The 20,282-nt window shown below is 72.0% G+C and carries 18 protein-coding genes and 1 pseudogene; 11 read left to right on the top strand and 8 right to left on the bottom strand.

Going from position 1 to position 20,282, the window contains the following annotated elements; translation table 11 throughout:
- Positions 1-480 precede the first annotated feature (480 nt).
- Positions 481-1,782: a PucR family transcriptional regulator gene (locus ACZ6JT_RS04760; protein ID WP_469207178.1), complete on the top strand. Its 1,302-nt coding sequence runs from the start codon at positions 481-483 to the stop codon at positions 1,780-1,782.
- Positions 1,783-2,028: 246 nt separating this feature from the next.
- Here the strand turns inward: ACZ6JT_RS04760 and ACZ6JT_RS04755 are convergent, their stop codons facing one another.
- Positions 2,029-3,408, bottom strand: coding sequence for a DUF1996 domain-containing protein (locus ACZ6JT_RS04755; protein WP_469207176.1), 1,380 nt, complete (start codon positions 3,406-3,408; stop codon positions 2,029-2,031).
- 9 nt (positions 3,409-3,417) lie between these two features.
- Positions 3,418-4,059: a DUF4142 domain-containing protein gene (locus tag ACZ6JT_RS04750; protein WP_469207174.1), complete on the bottom strand. Its 642-nt coding sequence runs from the start codon at positions 4,057-4,059 to the stop codon at positions 3,418-3,420.
- Between the two features lie 434 nt (positions 4,060-4,493).
- Here ACZ6JT_RS04750 and ACZ6JT_RS04745 point away from each other — a divergent pair, with 434 nt between their 5' ends.
- From ACZ6JT_RS04745 to ACZ6JT_RS04730, 4 genes are all read left to right on the top strand, one after another.
- Entirely contained in the window at positions 4,494-5,111 is a 618-nt protein-coding gene (locus ACZ6JT_RS04745; protein ID WP_469207172.1) for a TetR/AcrR family transcriptional regulator, read from the top strand.
- Entirely contained in the window at positions 5,108-6,016 is a 909-nt protein-coding gene (locus ACZ6JT_RS04740) for an SDR family oxidoreductase (RefSeq protein ID WP_469207170.1), read from the top strand. Before ACZ6JT_RS04745 ends, ACZ6JT_RS04740 begins: the two co-directional genes overlap by 4 nt.
- Before the next feature lie 90 nt (positions 6,017-6,106).
- A complete protein-coding gene (locus ACZ6JT_RS04735) occupies positions 6,107-7,165 on the top strand; it encodes a vWA domain-containing protein (RefSeq protein ID WP_469207168.1) in 1,059 nt (352 codons plus the stop codon).
- Between the two features lie 208 nt (positions 7,166-7,373).
- Positions 7,374-7,793 carry a TOBE domain-containing protein gene (locus ACZ6JT_RS04730; RefSeq protein WP_469207166.1) on the top strand — a complete coding sequence of 140 codons (420 nt, stop codon included), beginning with the start codon at positions 7,374-7,376 and terminating at the stop codon, positions 7,791-7,793.
- A 7-nt stretch (positions 7,794-7,800) separates the two neighbouring features.
- Here the strand turns inward: ACZ6JT_RS04730 and ACZ6JT_RS04725 are convergent.
- Positions 7,801-7,974 (bottom strand): annotated as a pseudogene (locus ACZ6JT_RS04725) (molybdopterin-dependent oxidoreductase); the annotation flags it as partial.
- A 275-nt stretch (positions 7,975-8,249) separates the two neighbouring features.
- Here ACZ6JT_RS04725 and helR point away from each other — a divergent pair.
- Complete coding sequence (gene helR / locus ACZ6JT_RS04720; protein WP_469207164.1) at positions 8,250-10,439, top strand: RNA polymerase recycling motor ATPase HelR; 2,190 nt, start codon at positions 8,250-8,252, stop codon at positions 10,437-10,439.
- Here helR and ACZ6JT_RS04715 read toward each other — a convergent pair.
- Entirely contained in the window at positions 10,408-10,866 is a 459-nt protein-coding gene (locus ACZ6JT_RS04715) for a GNAT family N-acetyltransferase (protein ID WP_469207162.1), read from the bottom strand. The genes helR and ACZ6JT_RS04715 overlap by 32 nt on opposite strands.
- Before the next feature lie 207 nt (positions 10,867-11,073).
- Complete coding sequence (locus tag ACZ6JT_RS04710; protein WP_469207160.1) at positions 11,074-11,493, bottom strand: VOC family protein; 420 nt, start codon at positions 11,491-11,493, stop codon at positions 11,074-11,076.
- Between the two features lie 223 nt (positions 11,494-11,716).
- On the opposite strand from ACZ6JT_RS04710, the gene ACZ6JT_RS04705 reads away from it, so the two are divergent.
- A complete protein-coding gene (locus tag ACZ6JT_RS04705; protein ID WP_469207158.1) occupies positions 11,717-13,780 on the top strand; it encodes a SpoIIE family protein phosphatase in 2,064 nt (687 codons plus the stop codon).
- Positions 13,781-13,937: 157 nt separating this feature from the next.
- Here the strand turns inward: ACZ6JT_RS04705 and ACZ6JT_RS04700 are convergent, their stop codons facing one another.
- Both ACZ6JT_RS04700 and ACZ6JT_RS04695 read right to left on the bottom strand, forming a co-directional pair.
- Entirely contained in the window at positions 13,938-14,735 is a 798-nt protein-coding gene (locus ACZ6JT_RS04700; RefSeq protein ID WP_469207156.1) for a VOC family protein, read from the bottom strand.
- A 15-nt stretch (positions 14,736-14,750) separates the two neighbouring features.
- A complete protein-coding gene (locus ACZ6JT_RS04695) occupies positions 14,751-15,500 on the bottom strand; it encodes a hypothetical protein (protein ID WP_469207154.1) in 750 nt (249 codons plus the stop codon).
- Positions 15,501-15,636: 136 nt separating this feature from the next.
- On the opposite strand from ACZ6JT_RS04695, the gene ACZ6JT_RS04690 reads away from it, so the two are divergent.
- A complete protein-coding gene (locus tag ACZ6JT_RS04690; protein ID WP_469207152.1) occupies positions 15,637-16,449 on the top strand; it encodes a crotonase/enoyl-CoA hydratase family protein in 813 nt (270 codons plus the stop codon).
- 42 nt (positions 16,450-16,491) lie between these two features.
- Positions 16,492-17,106: a 2'-5' RNA ligase family protein gene (locus tag ACZ6JT_RS04685; protein ID WP_469207150.1), complete on the top strand. Its 615-nt coding sequence runs from the start codon at positions 16,492-16,494 to the stop codon at positions 17,104-17,106.
- On the opposite strand, the gene ACZ6JT_RS04680 is transcribed toward ACZ6JT_RS04685, so the two are convergent.
- A complete protein-coding gene (locus tag ACZ6JT_RS04680) occupies positions 17,088-17,924 on the bottom strand; it encodes a DeoR/GlpR family DNA-binding transcription regulator (protein ID WP_469207148.1) in 837 nt (278 codons plus the stop codon). The genes ACZ6JT_RS04685 and ACZ6JT_RS04680 overlap by 19 nt on opposite strands.
- A 98-nt stretch (positions 17,925-18,022) precedes the next feature.
- Between ACZ6JT_RS04680 and galT the strand changes: the two genes are divergently transcribed.
- Positions 18,023-19,072, top strand: coding sequence for a galactose-1-phosphate uridylyltransferase (galT, locus tag ACZ6JT_RS04675; RefSeq protein WP_469207146.1), 1,050 nt, complete (start codon positions 18,023-18,025; stop codon positions 19,070-19,072).
- Positions 19,069-20,268, top strand: a complete 1,200-nt coding sequence (gene galK, locus ACZ6JT_RS04670; protein ID WP_469207144.1) for a galactokinase — start codon at positions 19,069-19,071, stop codon at positions 20,266-20,268. The genes galT and galK overlap by 4 nt, the downstream gene beginning before the upstream one ends.
- Positions 20,269-20,282 lie beyond the last annotated feature (14 nt).

Here is a 20,282-nt window from a genome sequence, read left to right as displayed (position 1 = left end):
CATGTGAGGCTGGGGCAGGGGCATCCAGTTCTCCTGTGCGCCTGGGCTCCGAGCACTCCACCTGGCGCTCGGGCACCCGGGGGTCGTTGTGTCCTCTGTGCCCGGCAGCGCTGTGAAACTCCGCGCCGGCCGAGGGAACTTGGGGCCGGAGTGCAGCAGCATCGTGGAGCTGCACACCAGCTCCACAGGATTTATCGAAACGTGATAATTTCTCGCAGCGCGTCTCCGACGCATCGAACAACACCGGAAGATTCCCCTCCAGCGGAGGTTGCGACTGGCCACCGCGCCGCCTGTCACCTACGCGTCCCGGACGGCAAAAACGCCGCAAAATTACGGGACCGTAAGTGGCCGGACCTCTCAGGAGGGAGTACGAGGGCCGCAACTCCCGTGCCAGACAAGGATGTTGGCGCAGGGGGCAACCTCGGCGGGCTTGTCGCTCTTCCCCGGACAAGCCTCACCCCGGCACGAACGAGGAAAACGATGTGCGAACTTCTGAACCGCATCTGGTCCCGCCCGCGTGGCGAGTGGACCCGCGTCCTGCGCAAAGAACTGCCCGCGCTGGCCGGCGAGATAGTGGAGGAGCTTCTGCATGGAATTCCGGAATTTTCCGCACTTATCGATGACAACGATGCCATCGATGACGAGTTGCTCAGGCAGTGCGTGGAGGAGGCTCTCCTCACCGCGCTCGGCTACCAGGAGCAAACCCGGGAACAGACACCGGACGAGGACGAGTACGAGGGCCGGGACGAGGACCCGGACGAGAGCGAGGACGACATCGCGGACACGGACATGGACATGGACACCCTTGGAGTCGAGGCCGAGACCAAGGCCGGGACCAGGGCCCGGATCAAGGTCGGAATTGCCCTCCAGAGGAACGACGAGTGCGAGGTCACGCACGAAGGCCGCTACGAGGTCGTCCGTGAGGGCGTTCGAGAGGGTGCCCGTGAGGGCGCCCGGGACAGTGCCCGAGCGGGCGGCGGCGCGGGCGACCGCGCCCGTGAGGACCTTTTCAACGCCCTCACCGACGACCGGGCCGCTTCCGAGAGTTCCCTCGTCGAACTCGCCGAGGCGGCCGGCTGGCCCCTCCCCCCGGCCGTACGGGCCATCGTGCCGGCCTCGCCCGTCGAGGCCCAGCAGCTCGCCGCCGTACTGGCCGACGCCCTCACCGGCACGTTCGCGGGCCGGCCGTGCCTGCTGGTGCCCAGCCTCGACCCGGACACCCGCGCCCCGCTGGACCAGCTGCTCCGCGGCCGGTTCGCCGCCGTGGGGCACGCGGTCCCGCTCCGGGACACGGCCTCCTCGCTGCGCTGGGCGCTGCGCCTGTTCGCCCTGACCCCCGCGCGCCCGGGCCTGGAGCTCCGCGCCGTGTTCGTGGACGACCACCTCTCGACCCTGCTGCTGCTCCAGGACGAACCGCTCGCCCACGCGCTGGCCGCCCGGTGGCTGCGGCCGCTGGCCGACCTGACCCCGCGCCAGAGCGAGCGCCTGGAGGTGACCCTGCTCGCCTGGCTGGAGGGCGGCGGGGCCCCGGAGGCCGCCAAAGCCCTGAGCGTGCACCCGCAGACCGTGCGCTACCGGATGCGCCAGCTGGAGAAGCTCTTCGGCACCGGCCTGCGCGACCCCCGTACCCGCTTCGAACTGGAGATGGCCCTGCGCAGCCGCCGGCTGATGGCCCAGGTGCGACGCCAGCACTCGCGCGTGAGCCGCAGGGCGGCGCGCGTGATCACCGCCGACTTCACCCCCCTCGTCGTCGGACGCATGGCCCGCGTCAACGGCCTCTGAACGACTCCCGTAACGACCCCCGAAGCGATACCTGAACCGCGAACAGCCCGGCCCGGCCCCCTCGTCACGGGGCCGGGCCGGGCTGTTGTGTGCGGTGTCGGCCCGAAGTCGGCTTCGGGCCGACACCTTTCCCGGGGCCGGGCGCGGTGGTGGGGGTGAGGAACGCCCCGCCCCGGGAGCAGAAGGGCCCGTACCGGCCCGGATCTCGAGGAACCGGACCGGTACGGACCAGGGGGTCAGGCGGGGTCAGCGGCAGGTGCGCCCGTCGTTGATGCAGCTCACGGCCTTGTTCATCAGGCCGTTCGACATCACGTTGATGAAGTCGTCGTGGTCGGTCACCGGCTTGTGCAGCTGCTCGGGGAAGCTGTCCACGGCGAAGCGGGCACCCGGCGCCACCCCGTAGGTGAGGCGCATGACCAGCTGCGGAATGGCCTTGAAGCCCTTCTGGCAGCGGCCGTTCTTGTCGGGGAAGGCCACGTGCGTGCGGTGGTTGGCGCTGTCGACGTTCCGGCCGTCCCAGCAGCTCTGGAAGGTGAAGGTGCGCACCACGTCACTGCCCTTGGGGCAGACCGGGTACTTGTCCTTCAACTGGCGGTTCTCGAAGCCCGTGCAGCTCCAGGAGGCGTTGGCGTTGGCGTTGCCGTTGGTGAAGGCCTTGGCGTCACCGGTGATGATGCGCAGGAAGCGGGGCATCGCGGTGACCTTGTCGACGGGGCTGCCCTTGAAGGTGATCGACACCTGCTTCGGCTTGAGGATGGTGCCGACGTTGGCGTCCTGGCCGCCGCCGGGAGCCTTGGCGTCCCGCTCGGCCTTGCCGTCGCGCAGTCGCAGCACGGGCCAGTAGTAGCTCGACTGGTCACCGTTGCCGCAGGTGGTGCCGGAGGCGGCGAGGCTGTCGTTGGTGGAGAAGGCGTCGGTGGTCTTGTTGCCCACGTAGTCGTGCATGTGGTGGGCGCCGTTGGACACGCCGGGTGCGACGATCACGTTGTCGGGGTTGAAGTGGCCGTTCTCGTTGCGGCCGCACTGCGAGCTGAAGGAGCCCTTCGAGGCGTTCCCCGACGCGGCGGGGGTGCGCACGTTCGGCTTGACCTTGTTGATGCTGACGAAGTCGCTCTTCGCCGGACCGCCCTTCTGCCCCCCGGCGCCGCTCTTGGCGGCGGCGCTCAGGTCGCCCCCGCCGCCTGCCTCGCCGTCGTTCGCGACGGGTGCCTCCTTCATCGTGCAGGCGCCCAACGACTTTATCTCCTGCGGGGGTTGGCCCCCTTGGCCGATCGCGTCGGCCATGCCGGAGATGGCTTTGTCCCGCTGCTGCTTGAGCTCACCGAGGAGGGCGTTGCCCTTCGCCTCGCCGGCGGCGAGGCGCCGGTACGCGTCGGCCACCTGGTCGTCGAGCTTGGCGAGACCCTCGTCCACCTGGGTCTTGGCCTGCTCGGGCACCGCGGTGATCTTCTCCCCGACGTCGGGACAGTCGATGGTGGCCGCCACCTTCGTCGCGCGGTCGCCCTCCTGGCCCGCGGACGCGTTTCCGGCGACGATGGCGACCCCGCCACCGCCCAGCACGAGGGCGGACACCACAGCCAGGAGCTTGTTCGACAACCGGGGGCGTTTGTGGCCCTTTTGACTCATGCGATCACTTCACTTCGTCGTTCGGACATTGTCGGAGAGCGTGTCGAAGTCGACCAGTCCGCTGTCCTCGAGGACCGTGATGTGGTCCAGGACCGTGGCGTTGGCGGACGTGGCGAGGGCTCGCACCATGGAGTTGCGGGTCTGCGCCCGTATCCCCGCCAGCAGTGCGAAGACCTTTCCGTGCGCTCGGCGCAGCAGCTGGACGAACAGTCGTTCGTATTCATCTCCCTTGGCGCGGGTCAGCTGGCCCAGCCAGTCCTGCTGCTGCGCGGACGGCTGGTTGGGCAGATCGACGCCGAGGGCCTGGCCGACCTGGATGACCTGCCGGTCCAGTTCGGTGTGGCCGTCGACGAGGTGTTCCCCGGCCGTGCGGATCGCGGGGCGCGTACCGCGCTGCTGCGCCTGCCGTCCCGCGGGTAGCTCCCACAGCCCGGCGAGCCGTACCTTGCGGACGAAGTCCCGGTCGGCGGCCGTCAGCGGTCCGTACGCCGTGCTCATCGTCCCGAGGCCGTCGTCGTCCGCCGCGGCCGGACCCGTTGTGGCGGCCGAGGCGGTGCTGCCGAATCGGTCCACGGGTATCAGCAGGGCGATCAGGGTGAGGGCAAGCGCGGCGATGACGACACCGCTTCCGATCGTGTATCTCGTGGCCACTGACAAGCCGCTGAAGGATCTCCGCCGCAATGACAGCACTGTGCCTCCTCGCTCCATGGGCCGGGAAAGTGGCGGGGCAGGAGGGGCCGCACGTGCCGTGCGGTGCACACCCGCATTCCCGGGGGTGTCACGGGACGCTAGTGGCAGGGGTGGCGCGACTGCGGGAGGACATCACCATCGGACAAACATCCCGGCGCTCCCGGGAAAGGCTGCTATCTTGCCGCGGCGCGCGCCAGCCGGGCGGCCGCGGCGGGAGTTGTCCGTCGTTCCCGTAGTAGGCCAGGGGGCGGGCGGGGGCGCAAGGCCGAGTCCCGGCCGCGGCGGGTTCCGTGCCCGGATGGGGCGACGCCCGCGTGGAGGTTCGGAGCTTGCGGCGACGCGGAGCGCACGCTTTAATAAATGAACGAGCATTTATTAACGAACGGAGTGGCGCTGTGGGACGTCCCCGAGGGGTCGAGGACGCGGTGATCCTGCGCGCCGCGGCCCGGGTCATGGGCCGGAGCGGTCCGACCGGCCTGACGCTGGCCGCCGTCGCGCGCGAGGTCGGGCTGGTGCCCGGCACCCTCGTCCAGCGCTTCGGATCGAAGCGCGGTCTGCTCCTGGCCCTCGCCGACCAGTCCGCGCAGCACGCGGGCGAACGGGCCGGCCGGGTGCGCGGGGAACACGCCTCGGCGCTCGAAGCCCTGGCGGCGCTCACGGCGGAATCGGTGGCCGGTATCGACACGCCGGAGACCTACGCCCACCATCTGGCGTTCCTGTGCACGGACCTCGCCGATCCGCAGCTCTACGCGCACGCCCTGGCCGTTCACCAGGCCCAGGGGCATGCGGTCGAGGCGCTGCTGGCGGACGCGGCGGACGCCGGTGAGCTGCGCGCCGGAACGGACGTCACGGCACTGGCCCGCACCGTGCAGGCGATCACCGCCGGAGCGGGCCTGACCTGGGCGCTCGACCGCCGCGGCACCCTCGCGCAGCGGCTCCGGCAAGAGCTCGACACCGTACTGCTCCCGCACATCCCCGCGCGCCCCGACCACGACCCGGAGGAATCGAAATGACCGACACGCACCTGCTGGCAGGAAAGGTGGCTCTCGTCGCCGGCGGCACCCGGGGCGGCGGACGGGGCATCGCCGTCGAGCTCGGGGCCGCCGGCGCGACGGTGTACGTCACGGGCCGCAGCGGCGCCGGCGGGCGCTCCGACATGGACCGCCCGGAGACGATCGAGCAGACCGCCGAGCAGGTCACCGCCGCGGGCGGCCTGGGCATCCCCGCCCGCACCGACCACAGCCGTCCCGAGGAGGTGAAAGCCCTCGTCGACAGGATCGCCGCGGAGCAGGACGGCCGGCTCGACGTCCTGGTCAACTCCGTATGGGGCGCAGACCGGATGACCGACTGGGAACACCCCCTGTGGGAACAGGACCTGGAGACCGGACTCCGACTGCTGCGGCAGGCGGTGGAGACCCACGTCATCACCAGCCGGTTCGCGCTCCCCCTCATGGTCGCCCGCGGGAGCGGCCTGGTCGTGGAGGTCACCGACGGCAACACCGCCCGCTACCGCGGCTCGTTCTTCTACGACCTGGCGAAGTCCGCGGTGATCCGGCTCGCCGTCGCCCAGGCGGCCGAGCTCAAGCCGCACGGCGTCGCGGCCGTCGCCATCACACCCGGCTTCCTGCGCTCGGAGGCCCTGCTCGACCACTTCGGTGTCACCGAGGCCAACTGGCGCGACGGCGCCGCCCAGGACCCGAACTTCGCCCACTCCGAGACCCCCGCCTACCTCGGCCGGGCGGTCGTCGCACTCGCGGCCGATCCCCGGATCATGACCAGGACCGGACGCGCCCTCGCCACGTGGGGCCTGTACCGGGAGTACGGATTCACCGACGCCGACGGCACACAACCGGACTTCGCCGCCCACTGGGCCCGGAACCTGGAAGAGGAGTACGGACCCCTGGGCGAACCGCTCTGAAAGGCGGGTGACGGCTCGTCAAGCTCCATTGTCAGTGCCTCCCCATAGTGTGGAGACATCACTCGGGGAGCCTCGAAAAGGAGCACAGACATGTCCGCCAACAAAATCCAGCACAAGGTGAACCACGTCGCGCTGGTAGTGGACAGTTCGGGTTCCATGCACCAGCACCAGCACCAACTGATCCGGGTCGTGGACGAATTCGTGGCGGGACTGAAAGCCGAATCGGACAGCCTCGGTCACGAGACCCGGATCAGCCTCTATTCCTTCGACCACAGGGTGGAGAACCTGGTCTGGGACATGGACGTGAAGCACCTTCCGTCCATGCGGGGTCTCTACAAGGTCAACAACGGCGCCACGGCCCTCATCGAGGCCTCCCTGAAGTCCCTGGACGACCTGGGACACATCTGGGAGGAGTACGGCGAGCACAGCTTCCTCCAGATCGTGGTCACGGACGGCGAGGAGAACGCCTCCGGCGGCGACCGCCGGCACGACGGCGACATGACCATCCTCGGCCCCTGGCTCGACAGGATCGCCGCGAAGATGGGCGCGCTTCCGGGCCACTGGACCTCGGCGATCCTGGTCCCGAACTCCCTGGCGAAGCGCACCGCGCAGAACTACGGCTTCCCGGCCGGCAACATCGCCATCTGGGACGCGGATTCCCAGGAGGGCGTCGAGGAGGCGATCGGCACCGTACGCGCCGCCGCCACCAGCTTCCTCCGGGGCCGCGAGCAGGGCGTGCGCGGCACGAAGAACCTCTTCGCGGTCGGCCAGGACATCTCGGTCGACGACGTGCGGGCGAACCTCGAACCGGTCCCGGCCGACAAGTACCGCCTCCTGAAGGTCGACACCGAGGTCGAGATCCGGTCCTTCGTCGACTCGCATCCGGGCGTGACGTACGAACGCGGATCGTGCTACTACCAGCTGGGCACCCGCGTCCAGGTCCAGCCCGACAAGGAAGTCATCGTCGTCGAGAAGGACACCGACCGCGCCTATACGGGCGACGCGGCGCGCAGCCTTCTCTTCGGCACGGGAATCCAGGGAACGGTCTCGGTAAAGGCGGGCCGGAATCCCAAGTTGGAGGTCTACGTGCAGAGCCGTTCGGTGAACCGGAAGCTCAAGCCGAAAACCCGGCTGCTCATCATGCTCTGAAAGGAACAGGGGTGATGCTCGAGGCTGAATCGGAGATTGGTCAGAAGCGGCGGCTGTAGCCGCTCCCACCCGTGGGCGCCAGCCGGGCGGGTGGTTCCCGCGGGCGGATGCGAGGGGGTCCGTGCGAGCCGGATCCCGGGGCCTACGGTCGGTCCGGGGCGGTTCCCTCCGGGCCGCACGACACGTCCACATAAGAGGTCGAACCTTCATGACGCTCAGCATCCGCAACCAGATCGCAGGCACCGTCACCGCCGTCACCGTCGGCGAGGCCATGGCGACGGTCAAGGTCAGGCTGGACGGGGGGCAGGAAATCACCGCGGCCATCACCGCCGACGCCGTCAAGGACCTCGGCCTCACCACGGGCTCCGGCGTCAAGGCGCTCGTCAAGGCCACCGAGGTGGCCCTGGCCACCGGCCCGGTCGAGAACATCTCCATCCGCAACCAGCTCACCGGCACCGTCTCCGACATCGCCACCGGCCCGGCCATGGCCGCCGTGAAGATGAACGTGAGCGGCGGTCACCTGACCGCGGCCGTCACCGCCGACGCGGTCGACGCGCTCGGGCTGTCCGCCGGCTCGCAGGTCGTCGCGCTGATCAAGTCGACCGAGATCTCCCTCGCCACCGCCTGATCCCCGATCAGAGGTCCGGCGCCGCCGGGGCGCCGGACCACACGTGCGCGATGGCGCTGACGTGGCGCGCCCCGCACCGGTCCGAGGGGACCACCGGCTGCGCCCCCGCCTCGTCGAGGTCCTCGTCGAGGCGGGTGGCGAGCAGCACCGGGCTGTCGCCGAAGCCCTCGTCGAGCCCGGCCCGACGGGATCTCCACCTGGGCCACCACAGGGTCGAGCCGCACGGTGGCGGCGAGCCCGGAGGGCGGGAGGCCGAGAGGGCATACAAAAAGGCAAGGAGGTCGATCCGCTCCTTGCCACTCTCAACTTATAGCGCACCGGGGGGCTTGCGGCAAGGCCCCGGCCGTGGTGCAGACTTCGCGGACCGAGCGCCGACCTGCAGAAACGGGAGATCCACCACGTGTGTGTGCTGTTGTCGAGTTGTCCGTCATACGACCTCGGATCGGAGCTGATGCCGTGAACTCCCCGACCACGACCAGCGCGTTCGACCTTCCCGAGCGCCTTTCCGGCAAGGCGGACGCGGCACTGATCGACCGCGACGAGCAGCACTTCGCGGCCATCTCGGAGAGCCTCGCCCAGTCGATCGCCGAACTGTCCGACCGCCTGGAGGCCGCGCGCAGGGCACCCGGCGGCATCGGCCGCGAGGCGATGGACCGCGACGCGGAGATCCACCGCCTGACCAGCCGCCTGCGCACCCTGCGCCGCTTCGGCCTGGACCTGTGCCTCGGGCACGTCGTCGGCGCCGACGACGCCGAGCCGCTGTACATCGGACGCCTCGGCCTCACCGACAACACCGGGCACCGGCTGCTGGTCGACTGGCGTTCCCCCGCGGCCGAGCCCTTCTTCGCGGCGACCCACGCGAATCCGATGGGCCTGGCGAGCCGCCGCCGGTACCGCTGGACCCGCGGCCGCATCAGCGACTACTGGGACGAGGTGTTCACCGCCGACGGGCTCGAAGGGCACGCCGCGCTCGACGACCAGTCCGCCTTCATCGCCAGCCTGGGCACCAACCGCTCGCCGCGGATGCGCGACGTGCTCGCCACCATCCAGGCCGACCAGGACGCCGTCATCCGGGCGGGATCCCGCGGCGCCCTCGTCGTCGACGGCGGTCCGGGCACCGGCAAGACCGTCGTCGCCCTGCACCGGGCGGCGCACCTGCTCTACTCCGACCCCCGCCTCGGCCACCGCCGCGGCGGCGTGCTCTTCGTCGGCCCGCACGAGCCCTACCTGGCCTACGTCGCCGACGTCCTGCCCAGCCTCGGCGAGGAGGGTGTGCAGACCTGCACCCTGCGCGACCTCGTCGCCGAAGGGGCCGCGGCGGGGGCCGAGACCGACGCGGACGTGGCCCGGCTGAAGTCGTCCGCCGGCCTGGTGAAGGCGATCGAGGCGGCCGTCCGCATCTACGAGGAGCCGCCCACCGAGGGGATGGAGGTCGAGACCCCCTGGTCCGACCTGTGGCTGAGCGCCGACGACTGGGCGGTGGCGTTCGACGCGGTGGAGTCCGGCACCCCGCACAACGAGGCGCACGACCAGATCCTCGAGGAGCTGGCCACGATCCTGATGGACAAGGACGACAGCGACGCCCCGCCCCACCTGCTGCGGAGGGCGCTGCTCCAGGACCGGGAGCTGCGGAAGGCCCTCCACCGGGCGTGGCCGATGCTCGAGGCGACCGACATCGTCGCGGACCTCTGGTCGGTCCCCGCCTACCTGCGCAAGTGCGCTCCCTGGCTCGGCCCCGACGAGGTGCGCGCACTGCAGCGTACGGACACCCACGCCTGGACGGTGTCCGACCTGCCGCTCCTGGACGCGGCCCGCCGGCGGCTTGGTGACGCGGAGGCCTCCCTGCGCAGGCGCCGGCATGACGCGGCCGTCGCCGCCGAACGCGCGCGCCGGTCCGACGCCATCGACAGCCTGCTGCAGAACGTCGTGCTCGACGAGAGCGAGGGCGCGGTGGGGATGCTGCACGGAGCGGACCTGCAGGACACCCTGGTCGACGAGAGCGCGCTGCCGCGCACCGAACCCGACCTCCTGGCCGGCCCGTTCGCCCACATCGTCGTGGACGAGGCCCAGGAACTGACCGACGCGGAGTGGCAGATGCTGTTGCTGCGCTGCCCGTCCAGGAGCTTCACCATCGTCGGCGACCGCGCCCAGGCCCGCCGGGGTTTCACCGAGTCGTGGCGGGAACGGCTCGAACGGGTCGGGCTCGACCGGATCGACGTGGCCTCCCTGAGCGTCAACTACCGCACGCCGGAAGAGGTCATGGCGCACGCCGAGCCGGCCATCCGGGCCGCGCTCCCGGACGCCAACGTGCCGACCTCCATCCGCAGCAGCGGCATCCCCGTCGCGCACGGCTCCGTCGCGGAGCTGGACTCGGTCCTCGACGCGTGGCTCGCCGCCCACGCCGAGGGGGTCGCCTGTGTCATCGCCACCGGTGACGTCGACGACGTCACCGTCCGGCCGGCGTCGCGCGTCCGGTCGCTGACACCGGAGCTGACGAAGGGGCTCGAATTCGACCTCGTCGTCCTCATCGACCCGCAGACCTTCGGCGAGGGCGTCGAGGGAGCCGTCAGCCGCTACGTCGCGATGACCCGCGCGACCCAGCAGCTCGTGATCCTCACGAGCCGGTCGGGGCCATGTCGTAGGTGATCCACATGGTGCGCGTGGCCACCTGGTCGTACTTCGACCGCGCGCGGTGGTTGTCGTCCGCGGTGATCCAGCGGACCACGCTCCAGCCGCGCTCGGCCGCGAGCTCGCGCAGGGCGCCCAGCAGCCGGTCGGCGGCGCCCGAGCCGCGGTGCTCGGGCGCCACGAACAGGTCGTCGAGGAAGCAGCCGACCGTCGCGGAGAGCGGCCGGGCGAACGGGCGGTAGTGGGCCAGGCCGAGGAGGCGGCCGGAGGAGTCCTCGGCGACCAGGGCGCTGACCTCGTGGCCCGGGTCGGTCACCCAGGACCACACGGTGGCGGCGGCCTCCTCGGTCTGCTCCACCCGGTAGAAGTCGGCGTAGCCGCGGTAGAGGGTGCGCCACTGGGCGAAGTCCTCGGCCCGTACGGCACGCACGTTGATGTCGGACATGTGGCGGGGCTCCCGTGATCGAAGGAACGCGGTGGTGGAGGAGCGCACGCGTTCCTCCACCGGTGCTGGGAATCGATCATGCGGCAGCCGGACGGCGGGGTCAGGTGCCGGGGTGGAGCAAGACGGGCGGCCGGGGTGCCACCGTGGACGGGTGGCCCGCCGCACGGGACTGCTACGGGCGATGGCGACCGGGCACGGCGGCGTGGGTCAGGCCGGCGGCTGGACGATGTTGACCATCCAGATGATGCCGAAGCGGTCCGTGCACATGCCGAAGACGTCGCCCCACATCTGCTTCTCCAGCGGCACCGTGACCGTGCCGCCGGCGGACAGCTTGGACCAGTAGCCGCGCAGTTCCTCGGCCTCGTCGCCGCTCACGCTCACCGAGATGTTGTTCCCGGGCTTGTTCTCCGACCCCGGCGGGTTGTCGGCGCCCATGAGCGTGAAGCCGTTCTCGGTCTCGAGCATGCTGTGCATGATCATGTCGTCGGAGCCACCGGCCTCCTTCCCGCTGCCGAAGTCACCGTACGTGTTCACCGTCAGGGTGCCGCCGAAGACGTCCTTGTAGAAATCCATGGCCTGCCGGGCGTTGCCGTTGAAGCTGATGTAGGGATTGAGGCGAGAAGGCACGGGATTTCCCCTTCGCTAAGATCCGGTACTTTTTTGCCAGATTAGGGGAAGCCCCGCCGATGGCGCGGCCCGACTCCCCGGCCCTCGCGGCGCCCCCTCCGTGAAAACGGATCCCATTGCCGACGGGGTGGCACCGTGGGGGGCTCCTCCCGTCCGCCACCGCGCAATCACGGCGGCGTCCGCATAATGGGTGGAGGTATCGGCGGGCGGAAGGGGTCGTCTCGTGCCATCGGCTCGGCCGGGGGGCGAGGAGGCTCACGGCCCGTTCTGGTCCGAGCCGGGGACACTGCTGGAACACGTGCGCGTGGCCGTCTTCGGCATCGACGACCACGGCCTCGTCTGCTACTGGGGGCCCGGCGCGGGGGAGCTCTTCGGGTACGACGCAGCCGCCATCCTGTCGAAGCCCGCCGCCCTCCTCTTCGCCGACGAGATCCGGGGCGAATCCCTGTCCGGTGCCCGGCTGGCGGAGAACGGCCGGACCCTCGGGTACTGGCGGGGCCAGCTGGTGGCGCGACACCGCGACGGCACGGCCTTCGACTGCGGCTTCCGGGTCTTCCCCGTCACCGGAGTCGGCAGCAGCCCGGTGGTGATGGGCCTGGCGAGCCGCAGCGACGAGCTCGACCGCGTCAAGACCAACCTCGCCTTCCTCGACGCCCTCTTCGAGACCTGCCCGATCGGCCTGGTCATGCTCGACCCGGACCTCCGGTACATCCACCTCAACCAGGTGCTCGCCGACATGGACGGCCTGCCGATCGAGGCGCACCTCGGGCGCCGCATGGACGAGATCATGATCATGTCCGACGGGGGCGAGTACGAGCGCATGCTCCGCGCCGTCGCCCAGGGCGGCGAACCGGTCGTCGGGGCGCTGGTGGGCACGCGCCCGCAGGGGCACCCGGACCTCGACCAGGTGCGGTCGGTGAGCTTCTTCCCCCTGAGCGAGGCGGTCGGCTCGCGCCCCGGGGTCGGCGGACTGATGGTGGACGTCACGGACCGGGAACAGGCCATCCTGGAGGCCACCGCCAGCCGCCGGCGCCTCGCCCTGCTGGACGGGGCCTCCACGCGCATCGGGACCACCCTCGACGTGAACCAGACGGCCCAGGAGCTGGTCGACGCCTCGATGCCGGACTTCTGCGACGGCGCCGTGGTCGAGATCGTGGAGTGGATGGACGAGTCCGAGGACTTCGACCCGGCCCGGCCGCTGTACACCCGCAGGATCGCCTCCGGGACGGTCCTCCCCGGGCCGGCGGTCGAGCTGGTCAGCGGGGTGGACAAGGTCCGGTACCCGCCCGGCTCCGTCATCCACGACATGGTGGGCACCGGACGTGCCGTCTCCGCCGTGGTCGACGAGGCGTTCCTGGCCCGGACCGTCACCATCGAGTCACGTGCGCGCCTCTTCGCCGAGAGCGGGGTGGCCGGGGTCCTCGTCGCCCCGCTCATCGCCCGGGGCACCGTACAGGGCATCGCCATGTTCGGCCGGTCCGCGGGCCGGCCGGCCTTCACCCAGGACGACGTCAACCTCGCCGGCGAGCTCGCCTCGCGCGCCGCGATCTGCCTCGACAACGCCCGTCTGTACTCCCGCGTCCAGGACATCGCCCTCACCCTGCAGCGGGCGCTGCTGCCCACCGCCCTGGCGAGCAGCCCGTACGTGGACGTGGCCCACCGCTACGTGCCGGGCAGCCGGATCACCGAGGTCGGCGGGGACTGGTACGACGTGATCAACCTGGCCGACGGGCGGATCGCGCTCGTGGTGGGCGACGTGATGGGGCACGGGGTGTCGGCCGCCGCCGCCATGGGCCGCCTCCGCATCACCACCCAGGCCCTGTCCCGGCACGCCAGCGAGCCCGACGACCTGCTCACCGAACTCGACGCGTGCGCCCAGGAGTCCGGGATCGAGCTCGCGACGTGCCTGTGCATCGTCTACGACCCGCGGAGCGGACGTGCGCGCGTCGCCAGCGCCGGCCACCCCCCGCCCCTGGTGCTCCACCCGGACGGCACGGTGGAGACCGTCGGCGAAGTCCTCGGAGTCCCCCTCGGCGTCGGCGGCTTGCCCTTCCGGGCGACGGAGGTCGAACTGCCGGAGGACGCCGTCCTCGCCCTCTACACCGACGGCCTCGTCGAGGCGCGCGGCCGGGACATCGAGGCCGGCCTGGACGCGCTGCGCACCGAACTGGCCAAGGCTCAGGGCTCGTTGGAGGACATGGCGGACCGCGTTCTCGCCGGCCTGCTGTCCGCCCCGCCGACCGACGACACCGTCCTCGTCCTCGCCCGGGTCCACCGCACGCCGTGAACGCGCGTACTACGATCACGAGACGGCAGGAGCGGCCCCGCCGAAGCGCGACAACCGCACCGGGCGGGCGTACCCCACGGCCCTGGGCCTGCGCGCGTACCGGTCCGGGGCCTGAGCCGACGGGCTCCGGCCGCGAGCCGGCCCGGTGCGTCCGGGCTCAGCTCCGGGCCGGGGCGAGCACCACGAAGTCCGCGTTCGACGGGTCGAGGCAGACGGCGAGCCGGCCGACGCCCTCGGCGTCCTCCGGGCCCATCTGCACGCTGCCGCCGTTCCCGGTGACCCTGGCCACGGCGGCGTCGCAGTCGTCGACGGCGAAGACCGGGTGCCAGTACGGCCGCCCGCCCGTCAGGGCGAGGTGTTCCTCGGGCAGCTCCATGAGTCCGCCGTGCATGCGCTCCTCGGGGAGCCCGGCGGGGGTGATGAGGGCGTACGTGCCCCCGCCGCCCGGCAGCGGCATGTCGCTGAACCGCCAGCCGAAGAGGCCGCCGTAGAACTCCTTGGCGGCCGCGGCGTCGCTCGTGTACAGCTCCGTCCAGGACAGTGAGCCCGGCTCGTCCACCAGCTGCACCCCGCTGTCCTCGCCCGGCTGCCACACGGCGAACTGGCCGCCCAGCGGGTCGTCGTACTGCGCCATCCGCCCCCACTCGTCGAGGTCCCTCGGCGGCACCCGCACCGTGCCGCCGGCGCGCTCGACGGCCCGCGTCGTGGCGTCCGCGTCGGCGACGCTGTAGTAGATCATCCAGGCCGAGCGGGCTCCCTCCTCGGTGAGCTTGCCGAGCCCGGCGACGATCTTGCCGTCCTTCCGGAACATCCCGCCTTCCATCTCCTCGCTCTCGCCCATGGACTCGTAGGCCCACCCGAGCACGGCGCCGTAGAAGGCCGCGGCGGCGGGGACGTCCGGAGCACCGAGGTCGATCCAGCAGGGGGAGCCGGGGACGAAGTCAGTGGTGATCATGGTGGGTCCCTCTCGCTACTGGAGCTCGGACAGGTCGACCGAGTCGGCGGGGGCGGGGGGCTTGGCCCGGACGGGCTCGTCGAAGGCGGAGAAGGTGGCCTCCACCCGCTCGCCGGACTCGTCGGTGCCCTGGACGCGCAGGAGATAGGGCTCGTCCTCGGTGGAGACCTGGTAGGTGCCCTTCCGGTCGTCCTGGCGGCTGTTGACGGTGATCGCCGGCCGGCCGTCGACGCTGCTGCGCGCCCCCTTGTCGAGCTGCTCGTTCGCCGGCTTCGAGGCGAACTCCTTCTTGTAGAAGTCGAGGTCGCAGAATTCGGCGAAGTCGCTCAGCATCGGGCTGCTCGTGGTGCCGTGCAGATAGCGGCCGTTGATGAGCGCGATCGCGTCATCGCCTTTGCCGCCCGGCACTTGGGCCCGCAGCAGCTCGTCGTCCAGCTTCATCCACACGTCGTCGCCGCGTTTGACGACGTCGGCCGTGCCGGAATCGCCGGGCGGGGTGACGGTGCCGACGCAGTTGCCCCGCGCGTCCAACCGGAGGTCCAGCGTGGTGGTGCCCGAGGGATCGGTCACCTTCGCCGCCATGCGCATGGACGTGAGCCCCGACATGGCCTCGCGGGCGGCCGCCGCTATGGCGGGGGCGCTCTTGTCGGCGATGCCGTTGTCATCGGCCCGAGCGGCGCCCGCGCCGGGGCCCGCGAACATCAACAGAGTGACGGTTCCGGCGGCCGCACATCGGGCCGCGGATGCCCGGGGTGCAGCAGACATCGGGCATCACCTCCCTCTGGCAGCGTAGGTCCGTGCGGCGGCGGGCGCAGTCCGGGCGGCCCCCGGCCTCTCGTGCCGCCCGCGCGATTGCTGCAGAGTGGGCGTCCGCACACCCCACGACCCAGGGAGTTCCGCCGTGGCCACGACCTCCGAGACAACGGGGACGACCCCCGCCGACCCGGCTGCCGTCCGGATCGAAGGCGACGGCCCGGTCCGTACGGTCATCCTCGGCCGCCCCGGCGTCCGCAACGCGGTCGACGGCCCGACGGCCGCCCTACTCGCCGATGCCTTCCGCGCGTTCGAGGAGGACGAGGCGGCGTCCGTCGCCGTGCTGTGGGGCGAGGGCGGAACGTTCTGCTCGGGCGCGGACCTGGGGGCCGTCGGCACCGACCGGGGCAACCGGGTCCGGGCCGAGGGCGACGGGCCGATGGGCCCCACGCGGATGCGCCTGACCAAACCCGTGATCGCCGCGATCAGCGGCCACGCGGTGGCGGGCGGGCTCGAACTCGCCCTGTGGTGCGACCTGAGGGTGGCCGAGGAGGACGCGACCTTCGGCGTGTTCTGCCGTCGCTGGGGCGTGCCGCTGATCGACGGCGGCACGGTGCGGCTGCCGCGCCTGATCGGCGAGAGCCGCGCGATGGACCTGATCCTCACCGGCCGCCCCGTGACCGCCGCGGAGGCGTACGGTATCGGCCTCGTCAACCGCCTCGTCCCGCCCGGGGAAGCCCGCCGGGCGGCGGAGCGGCTGGCCCACGAGATCGCCGGGTTCCCGCAGCTGTGCCTGCGGCACGACCGGCTCTCCGTACGGGAACAGCACGGGCTGGGCGAGGCGGAGGCCCTGGCCGGCGAATACCGGCACGGCCTCGTTCCGCTCGCGGCGGGGGAGACCCAGGCGGGCGCCGACCGCTTCACGGGCGGCGCCGGGCGGCACGGCTCCTTCACCGGCTGAGACGCGCGGCCCCCGGCCGGTGTCCGGGGGCATCATGGCGGTGTGAACGGGTTTCCGACCCCCGGTGGCGGATCCGGTGTCCCCGCGTTCCTCGCGGCGGCTCCCACGCCCCGGACCGCCGTCGCCTGGCTTCCTCCGGCCGGGCTGTGGCCCCCCATCCAGGGCATCCGGGCCGAGTACGACCCCCAGATCCGCCGGTGGCCCCCGCACGTGAACCTGATCTTCGGCTTCGTCCCGGAGGACGATTTCGCCGTGGCGGCCCCGCTGCTGGCGGCCGTGGCAAGCGGGATCCGGCCGTTCTCCGTCCGCCTGAGCGGAGTGCGTGCCTTCCGGCACCGCTCCTACGCGACCGTGTGGCTGGACCCCGCCGCGGCCGGCCCGGCCCCCTGGACGGCGCTCCGGGAGGCGCTCGTGGAGCCGTTCCCCGCGTGCCGGGGCCGGTTCCCCTCCTTCACGCCGCACCTGTCACTGGGGCGCACCCACGACCCGCGGCGGCTGGCCGCGCAGTGCGCGGCCCGACTGGGCAGCGTGGCGGCGCGGGTCGACGAGATCGTGCTGCTCGCCCGCAGGGACCAGGAGCCCATGCGGCCCCGCGCCACGATCAGCCTGGGCACGGGCGCACTCCACTGGCACGGCGATCAGCCCTGCGGGGCGTGATCCGGACCGGGCTCCTCGCCCGCCACCAGGAGTTCGCCCACCGACTCGGTGAGGACGGCGCGGGCCGGGGCGGGCATCCCCGCGTCGGTCACGAACCAGTCGGCCCGGTCCAGCGCGGCGAAACCGCTGAGCCCGACCACCCCCCACTTGCTGTGGTCGGCCACGACGGCGATCCGGCGGGCCGAGGCGACCAGGGCCCGGTTGGTCTGGGCCTCCGTGAGGTTGGGGGTGGTCAGCCCCGCCTCCTCCGTCACCCCGTGGGCGCCGAGGATCAGCAGGTCCACGTGCAGGGAGCCGATCACCAGGTCGGCGAGCGGGCCGACCAGTGCGGCCGAGGGGGTGGGGGAGCCGCCGGTGAGCAGCAGGGTGGGGGCCGTGCCCGCGCCGTCGCGGTCGGCGGTCCGCACCAGATCGGCCACCGGGAGGGAGTTGGTGACGATCGTGAGCCGCGGGACGCCGAGCAGCCGGGTGGCGACCGCGTGCGCGGTGGTGCCGCCCGAGAGCGCGACCACGCTGCCCGGTTCCACCAGGGTCGCGGCCGTGTCCGCGATGGCGGCCTTGGCGGCCGCCTCCAGATCGGACTTGGCGTCGAACCCGGGCTCGTGCCCACTGGCCCCGGCGGTGGCGACGGCCCCGCCGTAGACCTTCTCCACGGCGCCGCGCCGGGCCAGGGCGTCCAGGTCGCGGCGGACCGTCATGTCCGAGACGCCGAGCTGTCCGACCAGGTCCGCCACCCGTACCGAGCCGTCGCGCCGGACGGCGTCGAGGATGTACGCGCGTCGCTGGTGGGCCAGCTGCGCGGCCTGCTGTTCGGCCACGAGGTCACTCCCGGACGTCTGGGGAATCCACTCAGAAAGCAACAACATAGCACGTGCCTGGCTGTTGATTTGTTTTGGAAACTGTTTAGTCTTGGTAGGTGAAGAAGACCATCACGAAACTCGCGGACGGCCGCGAACTGATCTACTTCGACAACGACGAGGGCGCCGTGCGCGACGCCCCCGACCGGCGCCCGCTCGACCGCGTGAGCAGTCACCCGGAGCTGCGCCGGGACGAGGCCACCGGTGACTGGATCACGATCGCCTCCCACCGGCAGGGCCGGACCTACCACCCGCCGGCCGGCGAGTGCCCGCTCTGCCCCTCCCGGGACGGCCGGCTCGGCGAGATCCCCGCCGCCGACTACGAAGTGGCCGTCTTCGAGAACCGCTTCCCCTCCCTCGCGGGCGAGGCGGGACGCTGCGAGGTCGTCTGCTTCACCCCCGAGCACGAGGCCCGATTCGCCGATCTCACCCCGGCCGCCGCCCGGCTGGTCCTGGACGCCTGGACCGACCGCACCGCGGAACTCTCCGCCCTCCCGGGCGTCGAGCAGGTCTACTGCTTCGAGAACCGGGGCGTCGAGATCGGGGTGACGCTCTCCCACCCGCACGGCCAGATCTACGCCTTCCCCTTCGTCACGCCGCGCACCGCCAAGATGACCGCCGCCGCGGCCGCGCACCGCGCCGCCACTGGACGCAACCTCTTCGAGGACCTGCTCGCGAGGGCCCGCGCCGCCACCGAGCGGGTCGTGACCGCCGGGGAGCACTGGACCGCCTTCGTGCCGTACGCCGCCCGCTGGCCGTACGAGGTGCACCTCCACCCGCACCGCCGCGTCCCCGACCTGACCTGCCTCACCGAGGCCGAGCGGGCCGAGTTCCCGGGCATCTACCTGGACCTGCTGCGCCGCTTCGACCGGCTGTTCCCCGTACCAGGGCAGCCGCAGGGGCCGCCCCCGACCCCGTACGTCTCCGCCTGGCACCAGGCACCGCGCACCGGGGGCGAGGAACTGGCCCTGCACCTCGAGCTGTTCACCATCCGCAGGTCCCCCGACAGGCTCAAGTTCCTCGCCGGGACGGAGTCCGGCACGGAAGCCTTCATCAACGACGTGGCCCCCGAGGAGGCCGCGCGGCGACTTCGGGAGGCCCTGTCGTGAACGGGACCGGGCAGCGGGACCACGACAGCCGGGCCGAGCGGGTCGCGGAAACCTTCCGCACGCTCTACGGCGGCTCCCCGGACGGGGTCTGGGCGGCGCCGGGCCGGGTCAACCTGATCGGCGAACACACCGACTACAACGACGGTTTCGCCCTCCCGATGGCCCTTCCGCAGACCACCCTGCTCGCCGCCCGCGCCCGCACCGACGGGCGGCTGCGGCTGCACAGCGCGCAGGGTGACGGCCGGATCACCGACCTGACCGTGGCCGAGCTGACCCCGGGCGCCGTGAAGGGCTGGACCGGCTACCCGGCCGGCGTGGTCTGGGCCCTCGCCGAGGCGGGCCACCCGGTCGGGGGCGCCGACCTCCACTTCGACAGCACGGTGCCCACCGGCGCCGGACTCTCCTCCTCCGCCGCGCTGGAGTGCGCGGTCGCCGTCGCCTACGACGAGTTGTACGGACTGGGGCTGCCCGGGCCCGAACTGGCCCGGACCGCCCAGCGCGCCGAGAACGGCTTCGCCGGAGTCCCCTGCGGAATCATGGACCAGATGGCCTCCGTCTGCTGCACCGCCGAGGCCGCCCTCCACCTCGACGCCCGCAGCCCGGAGGACCACGCGCAGGTGCCCTTCGACCTGCGGGGGCAAGGGCTGCGGCTCCTGGTGATCGACACCCGCGTCACCCACGACCTCGGCGACGGGGCGTACGCCGCCCTGCGCGCGGGCTGTGAACGCGCGGCCGCGCTGCTCGGTCTGCCCGCCCTGCGCGACCTGCCCACCGGGGAACTCGCGCGGGCCGTGGAGACCCTGCCGGCGGAACTCGCCCCGCTGGTCCGCCACGTGGTGACCGAGAACGCCCGGGTCACCGAAGCCGTCTCCCGGCTGCGCGAGGGGAACGCCGCGGCGCTCGGCCCGATCCTCACCGAGGGCCACGCCTCCCTCCGCGACGACTACCGCGTCTCCTGCGCGGAGACCGACCTCGCCGTGAGCGCCGCGCTGGGCGCCGGGGCCCTCGGTGCCCGGATGACCGGGGGCGGCTTCGGGGGGTCCGTCATCGGACTCGTGGCGGACGGGCGGGAGGGCGTGGTGGCCGAGTCGGTCACCGCCGCCTTCGGGTCCGCCGGCCACCGCCTCCCGCGCATCCTGGAGGTCACCCCCGCGGCGGGCGCCCGCCGCCTCACACCGGCCCCCGGGACGCGGTAGCGCGGGACACCGGG

The organism is Streptomyces sp. NPDC046308 (assembly GCF_055588065.1).
Note: the sequence above shows the minus strand (reverse complement) of the source record. Positions and strands in the feature narration are given on the sequence as shown.

Coding starts and splice junctions, on each gene's coding strand:
- ACZ6JT_RS04760 (WP_469207178.1), top strand. CDS start 481: ATGTGCGAACTTCTGAACCGCATCTGGTCCCGCCCGCGTGGCGAGTGG.
- ACZ6JT_RS04755 (WP_469207176.1), bottom strand. CDS start 3,408: ATGAGTCAAAAGGGCCACAAACGCCCCCGGTTGTCGAACAAGCTCCTG.
- ACZ6JT_RS04740 (WP_469207170.1), top strand. CDS start 5,108: ATGACCGACACGCACCTGCTGGCAGGAAAGGTGGCTCTCGTCGCCGGC.
- ACZ6JT_RS04735 (WP_469207168.1), top strand. CDS start 6,107: ATGTCCGCCAACAAAATCCAGCACAAGGTGAACCACGTCGCGCTGGTA.
- ACZ6JT_RS04730 (WP_469207166.1), top strand. CDS start 7,374: ATGACGCTCAGCATCCGCAACCAGATCGCAGGCACCGTCACCGCCGTC.
- ACZ6JT_RS04715 (WP_469207162.1), bottom strand. CDS start 10,866: ATGTCCGACATCAACGTGCGTGCCGTACGGGCCGAGGACTTCGCCCAG.
- ACZ6JT_RS04700 (WP_469207156.1), bottom strand. CDS start 14,735: ATGATCACCACTGACTTCGTCCCCGGCTCCCCCTGCTGGATCGACCTC.
- ACZ6JT_RS04695 (WP_469207154.1), bottom strand. CDS start 15,500: ATGTCTGCTGCACCCCGGGCATCCGCGGCCCGATGTGCGGCCGCCGGA.